This window comes from Glycomyces sp. NPDC046736 (assembly GCF_040645615.1).
In the GTDB taxonomy this organism is placed as follows: domain Bacteria; phylum Actinomycetota; class Actinomycetes; order Mycobacteriales; family Micromonosporaceae; genus Glycomyces.
Window position 1 is genome coordinate 74,712 of sequence record NZ_JBEYYO010000016.1, and the last position, 15,905, is coordinate 90,616.

Annotated in this window: 12 protein-coding genes; 4 read left to right on the forward strand and 8 right to left on the reverse strand. The window is 69.8% G+C overall.

Annotated features, from left to right (window positions below; all coding sequences use genetic code 11):
* Positions 1-1,091 precede the first annotated feature (1,091 nt).
* Positions 1,092-1,412, forward strand: coding sequence for a hypothetical protein (locus AB0B28_RS16470; protein ID WP_360121614.1), 321 nt, complete (start codon positions 1,092-1,094; stop codon positions 1,410-1,412).
* Positions 1,413-1,576: 164 nt separating this feature from the next.
* On the opposite strand, the gene AB0B28_RS16475 is transcribed toward AB0B28_RS16470, so the two are convergent.
* Positions 1,577-4,642 carry a glycoside hydrolase family 3 C-terminal domain-containing protein gene (locus AB0B28_RS16475; RefSeq protein WP_360121616.1) on the reverse strand — a complete coding sequence of 1,022 codons (3,066 nt, stop codon included), beginning with the start codon at positions 4,640-4,642 and terminating at the stop codon, positions 1,577-1,579.
* Between the two features lie 136 nt (positions 4,643-4,778).
* On the opposite strand from AB0B28_RS16475, the gene AB0B28_RS16480 reads away from it, so the two are divergent.
* Both AB0B28_RS16480 and AB0B28_RS16485 read left to right on the forward strand, forming a co-directional pair.
* A complete protein-coding gene (locus AB0B28_RS16480; RefSeq protein ID WP_360121618.1) occupies positions 4,779-7,235 on the forward strand; it encodes an Hsp70 family protein in 2,457 nt (818 codons plus the stop codon).
* Positions 7,232-7,738 carry an SRPBCC domain-containing protein gene (locus AB0B28_RS16485; protein ID WP_360121620.1) on the forward strand — a complete coding sequence of 169 codons (507 nt, stop codon included), beginning with the start codon at positions 7,232-7,234 and terminating at the stop codon, positions 7,736-7,738. Before AB0B28_RS16480 ends, AB0B28_RS16485 begins: the two co-directional genes overlap by 4 nt.
* Positions 7,739-7,808: 70 nt before the next feature.
* Here the strand turns inward: AB0B28_RS16485 and AB0B28_RS16490 are convergent, their stop codons facing one another.
* The 3 genes from AB0B28_RS16490 to AB0B28_RS16500 all read right to left on the reverse strand — a co-directional run bounded on the left by AB0B28_RS16490 (position 7,809) and on the right by AB0B28_RS16500 (position 10,675).
* Positions 7,809-8,768 (reverse strand): chaplin family protein, encoded by a 960-nt coding sequence (locus AB0B28_RS16490; protein WP_360121622.1) that lies wholly within the window; start codon positions 8,766-8,768, stop codon positions 7,809-7,811.
* Between the two features lie 272 nt (positions 8,769-9,040).
* Positions 9,041-9,469 (reverse strand): hypothetical protein, encoded by a 429-nt coding sequence (locus AB0B28_RS16495; protein WP_360121624.1) that lies wholly within the window; start codon positions 9,467-9,469, stop codon positions 9,041-9,043.
* 456 nt (positions 9,470-9,925) lie between these two features.
* Complete coding sequence (locus tag AB0B28_RS16500) at positions 9,926-10,675, reverse strand: DedA family protein (RefSeq protein ID WP_360121626.1); 750 nt, start codon at positions 10,673-10,675, stop codon at positions 9,926-9,928.
* 216 nt (positions 10,676-10,891) lie between these two features.
* Here AB0B28_RS16500 and AB0B28_RS16505 point away from each other — a divergent pair, with 216 nt between their 5' ends.
* Positions 10,892-12,058: a hypothetical protein gene (locus tag AB0B28_RS16505; protein WP_360121628.1), complete on the forward strand. Its 1,167-nt coding sequence runs from the start codon at positions 10,892-10,894 to the stop codon at positions 12,056-12,058.
* Here the strand turns inward: AB0B28_RS16505 and AB0B28_RS16510 are convergent.
* From AB0B28_RS16510 to AB0B28_RS16525, 4 genes are all read right to left on the reverse strand, one after another.
* A complete protein-coding gene (locus AB0B28_RS16510) occupies positions 12,055-12,888 on the reverse strand; it encodes a hypothetical protein (RefSeq protein WP_360121630.1) in 834 nt (277 codons plus the stop codon). The genes AB0B28_RS16505 and AB0B28_RS16510 overlap by 4 nt on opposite strands.
* A 148-nt stretch (positions 12,889-13,036) precedes the next feature.
* Positions 13,037-13,396, reverse strand: a complete 360-nt coding sequence (locus AB0B28_RS16515; protein WP_360121632.1) for a metalloregulator ArsR/SmtB family transcription factor — start codon at positions 13,394-13,396, stop codon at positions 13,037-13,039.
* A 521-nt stretch (positions 13,397-13,917) separates the two neighbouring features.
* Positions 13,918-14,937 carry a LacI family DNA-binding transcriptional regulator gene (locus AB0B28_RS16520; protein ID WP_360121634.1) on the reverse strand — a complete coding sequence of 340 codons (1,020 nt, stop codon included), beginning with the start codon at positions 14,935-14,937 and terminating at the stop codon, positions 13,918-13,920.
* 34 nt (positions 14,938-14,971) lie between these two features.
* Entirely contained in the window at positions 14,972-15,838 is an 867-nt protein-coding gene (locus AB0B28_RS16525) for an HAD-IB family hydrolase (protein WP_360121636.1), read from the reverse strand.
* Positions 15,839-15,905: the final 67 nt, after the last annotated feature.

The window sequence follows — 15,905 nt, forward strand, 5'->3', positions numbered from 1 at the left end:
AAGGCGGCAGCGACAGCGGGATGGGCGGCCGGTCGGGGCCGGTTGGTGGCTGCTGGGTGTGTGGTGGGTGAAGGTCAAAGGCGGCAGCGACAGCGGGATGGGCGGCCGGTCGGGGCCGGTTGGTGGCTGCTGGGTGTGTGGTGGGTGAAGGTCAAAGGCGGCAGCGACAGCGGGGTGAGTGGCTGGCCGGGGTCGGTTGGTGGCGGCGGGGTCCGGATGTGCTTGCGGTGCTTGGGGTTCGGGTCGGAATGTGATGGTTGTGTACCCCTGTGGGTGATGACAATGCCCGTGGTGGGTGGGATGATTGGTGTACGTACAGGGACATGGTTTTCGTACGGGTGGCGTGTTGGGTGCAAGCAGACTAAGCCAAGCCTCTGGCCCGCTCGTCACTTCGGCGAAGATCGAGCCGACCGTTCCGCGCTCCCGGTTTGTTTTCGGGGGTGGGTCGTGTTCAATCCTTCGTATGATCGGGTCTAGGTCGCTTCCGGCAGCTTGTCTCAGAGCGGGACATGGGATCAGGAAGGATCTAGAGATCACCTGGCCCGGATCACCCTGGCCAGGAGGCAGTGTCGGTAGAACGAGGCACACCGTATCGAGGCGGTCAGGACTGGCAAGGGAGCACGACACTCCCTCACCGGGTACCACCCCCGGGCCAGACCACTCGAGACGACCACGACGATGCCACGGGCAGTTGCTACGGCCTTGCCACGGAGACAAGGACACCGCACCACCCCACGCACGCCGTGCACCGGCCCACACCGAAAGGCGAGGGCCACCGAAGGCATGGGCACGAAACCGACAGGTCAGGGCCTGAGGAAGTGTGGGCGCGACGCCGGAAGGCCGAAGGTCCGACTCGGCATGGCTTGACACCGCGAAGGTGGAGAGCCGAAGCGGCATGGGCGCAACGCCAAGCAGGCGGAGGGCCGAAGCTATATGGGTCAGGGCCGGGAGGCACCGGGCCTGAGGAAGTGTGGGCGCGACGCCGAAAGGCCGAGGGCCGAGGCAGCATGGCCTCGAAAAGCCAAGGCCACCAGCGAAACCACCACCGGCCGAGGGGCCCAAAGGCAGGACACCGAAGGAGGTGAACACCGATGCAGCACACCACGACCATCAGCATGCCCGGCACGGGAACCGCGACCGGCACTTCCACCATGCCCACCGCCACCCCGACCGCAACGGCAACCGGCACGGTCGTCATGCCCGCCACCGCCACCGCCACCCTGACCGCCGCCGCCGGGCGAACCCACGCCCCCACCGGCCAGGCCACGGCAACCCACCTCGGGCCCTCTCCCACCGGCTCCCGTCGCCGCCGCCCGAACCCCAAACCGATCGGGCCCGGCAACGAAAACGGCCCGCACCAACCCCTCACCCCTTCGTCGCTGCCGCCTGAACCCCGCCCCAACCGGACCTAGCCCCGACAAACAGCCCGCAGCGCCCCCTCACCCCGTTGTCGCCGCCGCCTGAACCCCGAACCAGGTCAACCCGGCCCCGACCACGAGCCAGGCCACCCACTCACCCATTCATCGCCGCCGCCCGAACCCCGACCCACTCCGGCCGGGGCTCAACCGACTTGCTGTCAGTGGGTAAGACGGATGGTGTCGATGTAGATGCCCGCTCCCCGGAACACCAAGTACAGGTCCCGGACGCCTTCCACAGGCGCGAGCGAGGCCTCGACCGTGGTGAAGGATTGGAGCCCAGCGGTTTCCGGGATCTCGACTTCCGCGAGGAGCAGACCGTCGGGGGCGTCGGCTCGGACTTCGATCACCGGGTCGGACAGGTCGGCCCAGTCCGCTGTCGTGGTGGCCGTGCGCAGCTCCACTCCCGCAACACCATCTAGCTTGACCTTCGTGAAGCCCACATGGTCACCCGGGCGGCGCGATGCGGTCGAGTGGTAGCCGCCTTCACGCTCAAGCGTCCGCAAGCGCGAAACCTCCCAATAGGTGACGCCCTTGGCGATCGTGGCCTTCTCCCACACGTTCGCGCCCGCACTCAAATCGAGCGGAGCGATCACCTCCCCTTCGATGTGGGCGATCGCCTCAGGACCACCGTCCCCGACCGTGAGCCGGTAGCGCCCGGTCTCGGTGACCCTCTTGCCGCTCACCACGTCCCACACGAACAGCGCCGCCGGATCGACCGCGACCGAAACCCTGCGAGCCTCCCCGGGCGCGACGTCCCCCACCCGCGTGAACCCCACGAGCTGGCGGCTCGGCACCCGGTCCCCATAGACCGAGTCGAGCGAGGTCGCGTAGACCAAGGCCACTTCATCGCTGGTCACCGAACCGGTGTTGGTGAGCGTGAACCCCACCTCGAACGGCCCCGAGACCTCGGCCGGAACCGTGAAGTCCCCGTACGCGAACGAGGTGTAGCTCAACCCGTGCCCGAACCCGTAGACCGGTTCGGCCTTGGAGTACCGGTAGGTCAGGCCAGCGGCGATCACGTCGTATTCGAGCATGTCGACCTCGCTCACCCGCCAAGCCTCGCTCCGGGGCCCAGGCTTAGGAAGTGACGCGAGGTCGGCGAGCCAAGTCGAGGTCAACCGCCCCGCGGGCGAGAAGTCCCCGGCGATCGCCTCAGCGAGCGCGGTACCGGCGGCCTGGCCAGCGTGGGAGGTGTAGATGATCGCGGCGACGTTGGGGTCAGCGGCGATGTCGCCGATCGCGAGCGGATACGACGACACCACGACCACAGTGGTCCGCCCAGGATTCGCCGCGGCCACGGCCCGCACCAGCTCGGCCTGACGCGGCGCGAGGTCGAGGCCGGGGCGGTCGAAGCATTCGCGGGCGTTGATGAGCGGGTGGTTGCCCACGAACACGACGGCGTGATCGGCCTCGGCGGCCAGCGCGGCGGCCGCGGCGGGTCCGTCCTCGATCACGGTCTCGGTCAGGACGGTCTCGCCCGGGCCCTTGGTGAGCGGAAGCGTCCCGTCCGCGGCGAGTCCGACCCGGTAGGGCTCTGAGACCTCGGCGGGCACATGGTTCATCCCGAACAGCTCGACCGCACCGCCCGTACCGGCGGGGTGGTAGTGGAAGTTCTGGAACGTGAACCAGGCGTTGGCGTCCTCCATGAGCTCGTCGACGGCGGCGAGTGCGGGCCCGGTGCCGTCGGAACGCCCGTTCTGGTTCTCGAAGGTCTTGTCGTCGGCGGCGAATTCGAGGTAGTCGGCCTTGACAAAGCGTCCGGAGTCGGTGTGGCGGAACATGTACTGGTCATGGGCCCAGTCCCAGACCTCGAAGTGCGTGGCGCTGGTGAGCGTCTCGGCCGCGGCGGTGAGGGTGCCGTCCTCGGTCCGGTGCACGTACCGGCCCCCGGCGGTCCACGCGACAGTGTCGTTCCCGTTGTGGTGCAGCACCTCGAAGCGTTCACGCAAGGCCTGAAGCGGAGTGACGCGGCCTTCGGCGGGTACGAGCGGGCTGTAGTAGTCGCGCAGGTTGAGGTCGGCGAGCGGCCCGAGCACGGCGATGCGGGCGCCGGGCGCGAGCGGCAGCGCGGCCTCGTTCTTGAGGAGCACGAGTTGCTCGCGAGCGGCCTGGAGCGCGAGCGCCCGCGACTGCGGTTTGTCTTCGGGCGCAGAGGAAGCGGGTATCAGGTTGTAGGGGCAGGCGTCGCCGTCGAGCTTCCCCGATCGCACCAGGAACGTGAGCCAGTCGCGTACGACCTGGTCGACGTGGCTCATGTCGAGCCCGAACAACCCGCGCCGCACCGCCTCGGCGGCGGCCTCGCCGAGCGGGAGCTCCGAGCCGTCCCGGAAGTTGGTCTGCCCGGCTTTGAGCATGAGCGCGGCGGCCACGACGAGGGTCTCGTCCCGGTCCAGCTCCCCCAGGCCTGCGTCGGCGGCGAGCGCGGCTGGGTAGGACACGTCCCCTTCGGGCGCCTCCCAGGTGTCCCAGGGAGCGCCCTTGGTGGTGTGCAGGTTGACCGCGTCCCAGCCGTCGGGCAGGAACTGGAACGGCCCCCGCGCCCATTCGTCCCGAAGGAGGTCCATGAGCGGGCTCGCGACCGAGGGCACCCCGTTGACGAGGTTGTACGAGGTCATCGCGCCGAGCACGGCCCCGGCCTCGACGGGCTCGCGGTAAGGCACGGCCTGGTACTCATGAAGCGCCCGAACACCCATCGAGGACGAGCCGCGGTGGCGGTGCCATTCGTGGTTGTAGCCGAGGTAGTGCTTCATCTCGGGAAGGATGCGCACCCAGGAGGGATGGCGGCCGCGAAGGCCCCAGGCGAGGGCGGTGACCATGGCGGCGACGTGGTGCGGGTCCTCCCCGAAGCCTTCTTCGAAGCGCCCGGCGAGCGGGTTGGAGCGGATGTCGGCGACCGGCCCGAACCCGGCGAGCGCGTCCTGGTCCCTCTCGCGCATCTCGGTGGAGACGACCTCGCCGATGCGTTCGAGCAGCTCGGGATTCCAGGTGGCTCCGAGGCCGATGGCCTGGGGAAACATGGTGGCGTGCGCGAAGTGCCCGGAGCCGTGGAGTACCTCGGCGAAGCGGTTCTCGAGCTGAGGGAGGGTGTACCCGTCGGCGAGGACGAGGCCTTCGGGGATGCCGCCGAAGCAGGTGAGCTTCTGCTCCTCGCTCATGAGGGCGAGGAGGGCCTCGACGCGTTGGGCGACGGGTCGGTCGGGGTCGAGGTAGGCGGGTGCGCTCATGCCGGTCCGTTCGGTCGGGGTCGGGACCCTTCGACATTACGTCGCATGACCATACTAATTCAAGTGATTTGCGGACCGGGCCCGTCGGGCCGTCGCAGGCCGATGCCTCCCTATGCGGTTCGTTACGATTCCTCTCATGAGCCCCCGCACCTCCCTCGGCGTCGACTTCGGCACCTCCCACACGATCGCGGTCGTCCGCCGCGCCGACGGGAGCGTGCGGCCGCTGCTGTTCGACGGCGCGCCGCTCATGCCCTCGGCGGTGTGCGCCGACGCCGAAGGCGGGCTGCTGGTGGGCCGCGACGCGGTCCACGCCGGGCGCAGGCACCCCGAGCGCTTCGAGCCCAATCCGAAACGACTCATCGACCGCCCCTCCACATTGCTCGGTGAGCGCGAGTTCGCGGTCCCCGAGCTCATCGCGGCGGTCCTGGACGCGGTGTCAGCCGAAGCCCGGCGCGTGATCGGTGCGCCCGAGCAGGTCACGCTCACCGTCCCGGCCGAATGGGGCCCGGCCAGAAGGAAAGTGGTGGAGGACGCGGCGACGCGTTCAGGCCTCGGCCCGAAGGTCCGCCTCGTGCCCGAGCCGGTAGCGGCCGCGACGTACTACGCCGAGGCGCTCAAGCACCGCATGGCGATAGGTTCCTCCATTGTGGTCTACGACCTCGGAGCGGGCACGTTCGACGCGAGCGTGGTGCGCCGCGACGGGAACGGCTTCACCACCGTGGCCCTGGACGGCCGGGGCGACCTGGGCGGGCTCGACATCGACGCCGCGCTCATCGACCACCTCGGCACCACCTACGGGTCGCGCGAAGGCTGGAAGAACCTGGTGAACCCCACCACGATCGAGGAGCGGCGCCACTTCCGCGAGTTCCAAGAAGAGGTCCGCAGCGCCAAGGAGCGCCTGTCGCGCCACCAGCAGTCCGACATCGCGATCCCGCTGCTCAACCTCGAAGCGCACCTGACCCGCTCCGAACTCGAACGCCTCGCCGAACCGCACCTGGAGCAGACGATCCGCGTCACCCAGGCCGTGATCGCCGCGGCCGGGCTCGACCTCGCGCAGAGCGCGGGCGTGTTCCTCGTCGGCGGCGCGAGCCGGATGCCGTTGGTGGCGACCATGCTCCACCGCGCGCTCGGCATCGCCCCCACGGTGCTCGACCAGCCCGAGGTCGTGGTCGCCGAGGGCAGCGTGCTGTGGACGCAGGCCGACACGACCACCCTGCCGCTCCCGCCGCACACCCCCGCCGCGCCGCCCGCGCCCGTCCAGGCCGCGCCCACACCGCAGCTGCCACCCGCGTCGCCGCCGTACACCAGCCCGGCCCGCACCGCCCCGCACCCGGTCTACCAAGCGCCCCATACCGAACCGGTCCACCGCGACCTGCCGCCCCAGCGCGCCGAGACATTGCCCCTCTCGCCCCCGCAGTCCCCGCCCCGGCCCCAGACCGAGGCCGAACGCCAGAGGGCCAAGCGCTTCGGCCGCCGGTTCCTCGTCGCGTTCATCATGGTGGACGTGCTCATCATCGCCGGCCTCGTCTGGTACTTCGGCAGGCCCGACGAGGACCAGCAGCCACCGCAGAACACCAGCGGCGAGTTCGAACTCGACCTCCCGGACGCCGAACTCGGCGAACTCGTCCAGTCGTTCCCCGCACATGACGGCGCCGTGGTCTCCTTGACCAGCATCGAGACCGACGCGGGGCCGGAGCTGTTCTCGGCCGGCAGCGACCGCAAGGTCTACCGCTGGAGCGCCGACAGCGAGGATCCGGTCGACGACTACGACTTCGAGGACGGAATCCGTTCACTGTGGTCGGTAGACTGGGGCGGCGCCGAGACGGTCGTAGTCGTCGACAGCACCTACCGCCCGCACCTGCTCGACCCCGAAAGTCAGGAGTTCCTCGCACCAGGCGAACCGGTGATGCCCGCCGATGTCGAACCCCAGCGCGTCGCGGTCGGATCCTGGGACGGGGAACCGGTACTCGGCCTCATCTCCGAATCCGAGTGGGAGTTCTTCCAGATCACCACGGGCCTGTCCACGGGCGTCGTGGACCTCCCCTCAGGGCTCGGCTGGGCCAACTTCTTCTTCGCCGACGGGGGCGTGGGCCTTTCCGGCATCGACAACGAGAACCAGATGACCGTCCTGTGGCCGGTGTTCATGTTGACCGAGGGGGGCACCGGGGGCGGCGTCAGCTTCACCTCGGACGCGACCGCGCCCGATGCCGTCCCCGAAGGGGACTCGCCCAACGCTGTCAGCATCGTCTACGACGACGGCGCTCCTTACGCGATGGTCCGCACCACATACGGCGAACTGCGGGTCTGGGACTTGAACACGCTCGACTTCCAGGACGCGGGCCTGGCCGGTCTCATGCCCTCCGACCACGTCTGCGCCGAGATCGTGACGACCGACCGAGGAGAGGCGCTCTTGTACATCGGCGAGGGCGGCACCGGATACGTTTACATCGTCGAGGTCGACGAGCGCATCGAGCTCGGCGACGACACCACCGGCCCGATGACCAAGCAGGCACGAGTGGTCGCAGGCGGCCGCGACTTCGCGGTCACCGGCGACGCGAACGGCAATATTCAGATCTGGAGCCTGGGACAGTGATCACCCTGATCGTGGCGGCGGTCATCGTCGCCGCCGCAACCGCCTACGTCCTCTGGGCCATGAGCCAGGAGCGGCGCATCGAGACCACCGCACACCTCGACGCCCGCCCCAACGAGGTCTGGGCCGTCCTGTCGGACTTCCCCGCCTATGGCGAGTGGAACCCGTTCATCACCGAGATCTCGGGGCTCCTGGCCGAGGACGAGCGCCTCGACGTGGCCTTCACCCAGTCGAACGGGAAGGTCAGCCGCTTCCGCCCCAGAGTGATCCGCGTCTCCCCGGCCCGGCAGATCCGCTGGCTCGGCAAGCTCGGCCCCGGCGGCCTGTTCGACGGCGAGCACTACTTCGTGCTCGAACCCCAAAGCGACGGCACCACCGTCCTCACCCACGGCGAACGCTTCACCGGGATCCTGGTCCCGCTCATGAAAGGCCTCCTGGCCGACACCGAGCACTCCTTCGCCAAGATGAACGAGGCGCTCACCGAACGCGTGGCGTCCAGGGCATGAAAACGCGCCGCGGCCGAAGCCGCGGCGCGAGTGTGGTGACCTACCAGGGCCCGAAGGCCCTCGTCAATCGTTAGAGCACACCGGAACCGGCGAGCTCGGTGACACCGGAGACCGTGTCCGCAACACCTTCGGAGGCGGTGTTGCCGACCAGGCCGCCGACGACCGGGACGTTGCTCGCCACGCCGGTCACCGCGTCGAGAGGCAGCGGAAGCTGCTCCTCGGCGAGGTTCGTGTTCACCGACTCGGTGGTGGCGAGCTCCTTGTGGGACTTGTGCTTGTCGTGGCCGCCGGGGATCTCGGCGTCCGCGCCGCCGTCGCACGAGGCGGTGGCGATGCCGAGGATCGCGATGGCGTTGCCGCACACGTTGACCGGCACCTGGATCGGCGCGTACACCTGGTTGCCGTTGCCCAGGCCCACGTTGTCCTGCGTGGTCAGGTCGCCGCCGCCGGCGAAGTCGGCGCTGGCGCCGCCGTCGCAGCCGGCGCCGGAGACGCCGAGGATCGAGACCGCGTTGCCGCAGGCGTTGATCGGCGCCTGGACGGGGGCCAGGAGCTGGTTGCCCGAGAGCGCCCCGTAGTTGCGCTGGGTGGTGGTGTCGGATTCGGTGACGTGGCCGGACTCGGTGATGACGGCGTCCGAGCCGCCGTCGGACCAGGCGCCGGAGGTGCCGCCGACGGCCGCGGCGATGCCGCTGACGTCGACCGGGACCTGCACCGGCGCGTAGACCTGGTTGCCGTTGGCGAGGCCGACGTTGTCCTGGGTGGTCAGGTCGCCCGCGCCGGCGAAGTCGGCGCTGGAGCCGCCTTCGCAGCCCGCGTCGGCGGTCCCGAGGACCGCGGCAGCCACACCGCAGATGTTGATGGGCGCCTGGATCGGCGCGACCACCTGGTTGCCCGAGAGGGCCCCGACCTGGTCCTGCGTGGTGACGTCAGGGCCCCAGGCGTGGGCGGTTCCGGCGCCGGCGACGAGGACGGCCCCCGCAGCGACGAAGCCGGTCTGCGCGGTCTTGCGTGCCCATGAGTAGCTCAAGAGAAGTCTCACCTTTCAGGGAATTCGTTGTCGTTCTTCCATCACGTGTCCCCCGTGAAGCTCCTTGACTCCGATAGCTTGTGCGCGTTCGATACCGCGAGCTGGGTCTCGCTCGAACAGGGTGCATCGGGGTCGGGGAGAGTTGTCGGTCGGCGGGCCACCGGGGCGGCATCGGAGGGCTGCGGTGCACCGCTGCGCTCCTCGGGCCGTAGGGTCCGGGGCCCGTCGACCGTCCGACCACAGCGCGAACGCCGAGGCCGTCGATATTTGCCCTAGAAGGGCAGCGGGACCGGAAGGCCGCCGCCGAGATCGGAGAGCAGGTCGGTCAGCGGGTTGCCGACGTCGGCCGGCTTCTCCTGACCGGTCTGGCCCTTGACCTGGTCGGCGACCTGGCCGACGGGCGCTTCGGGCTTGGCCTCGGCGCTGGGTCCGGCGGGGACCACCGCGTCGAGTCCGGGGATCGCGTCGACCGGGATCGCGTTGAGCCCCGGCACTTTGCTCGTGACGCCGCCGGCGATGCCGGTGACCGCGTCAGGGGAGACCGGGAGCCCCCCGAGGGCTTCCGGAGTCGCCTGTACGAGGTCGGTGGCCGATTCCTCGGCACCGGTGTCGGCGGCCTGGGCCGCCCCTCCCGCGAGCAGCAGAGCCCCCGTGGCGAGGCCTCCGACGAGGCCCGCCGTACGCGCAGTGCGCATCTTCATCTGCTTTATCGCCTTTCTCCGCATCGCCCGGCTCTGGTCGGCGGCTGGGGAAGCAGCACGGATCGACCGCCGAGCGGTGCAAGATTGCTGAATTGTCAGTGCTTGACCAGCGGGCCCGGGCAGCGCGCGCCTTGACCGGCGCTCGATCTGCCGACTGCGGTTCTCAGCCGCGAACGAGGCGGCTGGATCGCCGCCGGTTCGAGAACCGCCCTCGCTGTCCTGGGGGCCGGTGACACTCCGGCCCGGCCGCTCCTTGCGCGACCACCCTGACTAACTGGAGAGACTGGGGAGCGGTTACGCCCAGACGCGAAGAAATTCGAAAAAATCGCGAAGTTGCGGGCCTGAAATATGCGGATGACTCATATGTCCGCGAGGAAACACGAAACGGCCCTCCACTCCCGCGAACGAATGAACGTCGCCGGAAATGAAGGGCCGCAACCCGAAAGAGTGAGCCGTCTAGCGGATCCGAGGCAGGATCACGGTGTCGTCGCGACGCTCGGAGCCGTCGCCCTCGCCGCCGTCGCGGCGCTTGCGGATCAACTTGATGGTGCGCGAGACCACGAACCACACGAACAGGCCGCCGATGACCACGAGCACGAGGTTGCTCAACAGATCCGAGTACTGCGAGATGATCGGCTGGATCGTCGGGCCGAACGCGAAACCGAGCCCGACCCAGATCGCGTTCCACACCACCGAACCGATCAGGGTGTAACCGGTGAACTTCCAGAACGGCATCTTCTCGATCCCGGCCGGGACCGAGATCGCACTGCGCACCAACGGGACGCAACGCCCCACCAGCACCGCGACCCCGCCCCATCTGGCGAACACCCGCTCGGAGCGCTCGAAGTCCTTGAGCTCCAGCAGCGGCAGCTTCTCGAACAGCCACCGGGTGCGCTCGCGCCCGAACGCGTACCCGACGTAATAGAGGACATAGGCCCCGATCATCGAACCGATCGCCGCGCACAGCATGACCAGCCAGAAGTTCAGCTTGCCGTCATAGGCGAGGTATCCGGCCACCGGCAGGATGAGTTCGGAGGGGATCGGAGGGAAGATCGACTCGATCGCGAGGGCGAGGCCCACGCCGACCTCGCCGAGCGTCGTCATGAGACTGAGCACCCACTCGACCAGGTTCCCCTGATCCTCATGCGGGGGAAGCTCGCCTGCGGCAGCGCTGACTGCGAGGGCCTGACTGAGGATGTTGGTCACGCGGCCAGCGTAACCGGGCCCGTTCATCCCCCGCCTCGGTCGTCGGACCGAACTTCGCACCCGAGGCCTCAATCGTTATACCGAGCAGGCACCGCCTGGTGTCGCACGCGTGCGGGCACACGCCATACTTAGTGGTAATTTCGCGCTTCCCAACGGCTCGCACGACCGGTGACGTCCCGTTCAGCGCTCACCGGATCGCAGTTCGAGGGGGCTTCGATGAGCCGCACGGTCGGGCCGTACAAAGACGTGGCCACCGCCCGCGTGGAGGGCGCCTACGAACTGTGCGAAGGCCTGGACTCCAGCGGCCGGCCCGTGCAGATCCTCACCCTCGGCTCCAGCTCCTCCAAGGACCCCGCCCGCCGCGGCCTCCTCTCCGACACCGTGGCCTGGGCCTACGCCACCGCCGGGCCCGAAGACGCGCCGATCCTCGTCGCCGACCTCGAAGCCGAGCAGCCCTACGTCGTCGTCCTCCACGACGCGCGCCTGCGCGGCGCCGACCGCATCATGGACCGCCTGCTCTCCCTCGGCCCGGCCACCGGCCCGCTCCCCGTCGGCCCCGCCGCCGCGGCCCAGAGAGCCGCCCACCAGCTCGCCGCCGCCCAGCGCTCCGCGGCCCCGGCCTCCCCCGCCGGGCCCTCCTCACCGCCCCCCGCGGGCCCGGGCCCGCTCCTGTCCCCGCCGGTCGTCATGATCGCCGCCCCCAAGAAGCGCTCGCAGCTCAAACCGATCCTCATCGGCATCGCCGCCGTCGTGGTCATCCTCGCGCTCGCCGTGGGCCTGTGGGCGCTGTGGACCGGCGGCGAGGACGACCCCGACGCGCCCGCCTCCGAGAACGGCGACACCGCCGCGGGCGAGACCACCGAACTGCCCACCGACGGCGGCGACGACGCCGGGCAGAGCGACCAAGTCCCGCAATGGGACGCCGAAGCGCCGCAAGAACGCGTCGCCGGAGAGCTCTTCGGCGAAGGCGACCAGACCCAGACCGTCGCGTACGAGAACTGGCCCTTCGCGTTCAAAGTCCCCGCCGACTACACCTGCGAGCAGCAGAACCAGGCCGTGGTCTGCACCGAAGACGACGGCGACTCGCAGATCACCGTCGGCTGGGAGGCCTGCCCCGCGAACTGCTCCGACGACGCCCGCAAGGCCCTGCGCGACGAACTGCCCTACAAGCCGCTCCAGGAACTCGGCAGCGGCGACATCGCCATCGCCGAACGCACCCAGGTCTACGGGCGCTGGCGCGGCTCCCTCAGCGTGTTCGTCACCACCGCCGAGACGACCTTCCACTCCTGGTCCCACGTCGATCTGGCCTCCGAGCGCGGCGGGGAGGGCTGGCAGGTCTTCAACGACGTGCTCAACCAGTCCACGGCCAAAGCTGAAAGCTAGCGCTCGTCCCAGGCCGCCAGCGCCGCGGCGATCACGTCCTCCGACGACGGGGCCGGCTGCGGATTCGCCGGGCCGAGCCCGTGCTGGCCGAGCAGCTCGGTGTAGTTCGCGCTCGCGTAGGAGCGCAACAGGTTCTGGGCGGCCTCGCGCTCATCGTCGCCCAGGCCCGCGCTGACCAGCATCGGGTACTCGAACTGCGCCACCTGGGCCGCGCCGATCGGGGGCTGGATCCCCTCGTCGCCGAGCGCGGCCACCTCGGGCCCGGACATGACCGGCAGGCCGTCCCCGCCCTCGGACGTGTGCTCGTCGACCCCGAACAGGATGATCCACATCAGACTCGCGGCGTGGGTGCGGGGATCCTGGAGCGCCACGTCGACGTCGTCGGGGTAGACCTGGTCGGCCCCCTCGCCCGCGGGGAGCGCCAGGCCGACCGGGGCGCTGGCGGTGGACTCCTGGAACACGTCCCAGTCCTCGGCCAGGTCGGAGCCGGGCATGTTGCGCCACAGGGCGGTCTCGGGGATCCACACGTCGGCGTCGGCGATGGCGGGGTCGCCGGGCAGGACGGCTTCGACGGTGATGTCGGCGCACACGTCGGAGCCGCGGGAGGGGGCGCCGCCGCCGGCGGCCACGAACGCTTCGAGCACGGCGGCCATCTCGGGGGCGGCCGCGACGTCGAGGGTGACCTCGGTGCCGCAGGACTGGACGTGCGCGATGGCGGCGTTGAGGGTGTAGGCGGTGACCGGCGCGAAGACGGCCAGCAGCGCGACGCCGCCGAGGAGGCGGCGGCCCTCTTTCGAGAGGCGCCCTCGTCTGCGGTGTATGCCGGCCATGTGACGAGTGTATGACCTGGGGCAAGCGCAGTCGAGCTCGCGTTTTTCAGTTATCGCCCAGGGACCGTGCGCTACCGTCGCCGCCCGCTGCGGCGTCCGCGCACCCGGGGAGTGCCCGGTGGGACGTCGAGCGGGCGGTGGCGGGCGCTCACCGGCGCCGCGAGCGGCGCTTGGGCGGGGTCAGAAGGTCGGCCACGATCCGCATCGTCTCGGGGACGAGGCGGAAGTAGGCCCACACGCCGCGCTTGTCGCGTTCGACGACCCCGGCCTCGGCCAGGATGCGCAGGTGGTGGCTGACGGTGGGCTGGGACAGGCCCAGCGGCTCGGTGAGTTCGGCGACGCAGGCCTCCTGCTCGGGCGCAGCCTGGATGAGGCTGATGAGCTGGAGGCGGTTCGGATCGGCGAGGGCCTTGAGGACACCCGCGATGCGCTCGGCGTCGGATTTGGAGAGCGTTTCGCCGCTCACCGGCGAGACTGGAGTCTCGGCTTCGACGGTGACTCGCACCATGATCGTGTTCCTTCCGGATTGGTTCCAGTCGGCTCTGGACTAGGCCGCACTGCCATTAATCCAGTTCCAACCCTGAATATGCCCTCGCGTTGTGGCCGGGCGGTAACGACGACGCTTCCGGCTCGCAAAGGGTTTCGGTTCCCGCGGATCGCGGTCGGGATGCACCAAGTCCCGCATCGGATCCACCGCCGAGATTACGCCCGCTGTGCCAGCGGGGCCACCGCTGTCACGGAATCGGTTTGCAGGCCACACGGCGAAGTTATTCGGTTATGGCCGCACTACCAGGAGTTATATCTAAATCTCCCTATGTTCAAGCGCTTGCCGATTCCCAAGTGAGAGTCGCATCACGCTCGGTCATCGAATCGAAGTCCCAAAATATAGAACAGCTCTGATAAGGAGATTAGCGCGCGGGCGCCCGCGGCGGGGCCGCCGAAGGTTTCGACGCGGTTACATCAGTTTGAGAATTCCCACAGAAAGCACGCCGGAGGACGGAACCGGAGGCTCCGTCGCGGGCGTATGGATCAGTGCTGGGGGCTCGCGGTGGAGGCGCGCTCGATCAGCTCGGCCTCGACGAGGAGCTCGTCGGGGTAGGCGGGGTCCTCGACGAGGGCCGCTTCGAGGGCCTTGACGCCCATGTCGTGCAGCGGCAGGGCCACGGTGGTGAGGGAGGGGGTGAGGTCGCGCACGATCGGGATGTCGTCGAATCCGGCCACCGAGACCTGCTCGGGGATGCTCACGCCCGCCTCCCGCAGCGCGGTGCACAGGCCGGTGGCCTGCACGTCCGAGGTCACGAACACGGCCGTGGGAAGGGAGGGAGCGTCGAGGAGCGTGCGCCCGGCCTGGTAGCCGCCGTCGCGGCTGAACGCGGCCGCCACGTGCGTGACCTGCGCGTCCTCGGGCAGCGCGGCGAGGAACCCTTCGCGGCGTTCGCGGACCACTTGCAACTGCTCGGGCCCGGCGACCACGGCGAAGCGGCGGTGGCCCAGCTCGGCGAGGTGTTTCGCCAGGGTCCCGGCGCCTTCGCGGTTGGCGGGCTTGACCACGCGTCCGGGCAGGCCCGGCTGGCCCACGCTGACGACGGTCGCGCCCAGTTCCAAGAGGTCGGCGAGGTGCTCGGCGAGCCGCTGCTCGGCGGCCTTGTCGGTGGTGCGCGAACCGGCCACGATCACCGCGCGCGGCCGGTAGCCGCGCAGCGAGTCCAGGTGCTGGATCTCGGAGTCGGGGTCGATGCCGGTGTCGGCGATGAGGACGCGCACGTTCCGCCGGGCCGCTTCGGCGAGCACGCCGCCGGCGATCTGCCCGAAGTAGGGGTCGGTCACGTCGTGCAGGAGCAGGGCCACGGTCTGGGAGGTCGCGCGGGCGAGGACCTGCGCTCCGACGTTGGGGGCGTAGCGCAACCGGCGGGCCGCTTCCCGGACGCGTTCGCTCAACTGGTCGCTCACCCGGTGCGGGGAGCCGTTGAGCACGCGTGAGGCGGTAGCGACCGAGACGCCTGCGGCTCGGGCGACATCGGCCAGTCGGGCCGGTTGTTTGCGTTCCATCCCGCTGAGGCTACCCACTTGAGGAAAGCGCTGCTCAAGCGGTCCTCAGGCGCCGGTCCCTCCACACTCGCCACACCACATACGCAACAGCGGCAACGCCGATGCCGGCGGCGGCGACCTTGAGCGGATTGGGTCCGGACAGCGGTTGGCGCAGGGCCACAGGGCGCCTGAACGTCAGCTGCGGCCAGCCTTCCTCTTGGGCGAGGCGGCGCAGGCCGCGGTCGGGGTTGACCGCCCTCGGGTAGCCGACGGTGCGCAGCATCGGCTCGTCGGTGATCGAGTCGGAGTAGGCGAAGGAGGTCTCCAGGTCCACGCCGCGCGCTTCGGCGAACTCGCGGATCGCGACGGCCTTGGCCGGACCGGCGGCGTAGAAGTCGACTTCGCCGGTGTAGCGGCCGTCCTCGCCGATGACCATGCGCGAGGCGATCACGTCGGTGGCACCGAGCATGCGTCCGATGGGCGCGACCATCTCCTCGCCGGAGGCGCTGACCAGGACCACGGCGCGCCCGGCGGAGCGGTGGGCCTCGATGAGGGCCGCGGCCTCGGCGTACACGGCGGGCGCGATGAGCTCGTCGAGGGTCTCCTCGACGATCGCGCGCACCTCGTCGGCGGGCCAGCCGCGCGAGAGTTCGGCGATGGAGTCGCGCGTGCGCGCCATCTGGACCTCGTCGGCCGAGCCGCCGAGGCGGAAGAGCAGGTGCGAGTAGGCGACCTTGAGCACGTCGCGGCGCGCGAGGAGGCCGCCTTGGTAGAGCGGCCGGGAGAAGGCGAGGCTGCTGGCCTTCGCGATGATGGTCTTGTCGAGGTCGAAGAAGACCGCGCCGGGCCGCGCCCTCGGGGGCGCCTGCGCGGTTCCGAGCGAGAGTGCCGGTGAGCCGGTGACGGGCTCCGCTGCGTTCATGCCGCCAGTCTAGACAGCACGGCAACCCCGTTTCGACCACTTGTCGCACGCCGCACTCGATGTCGCC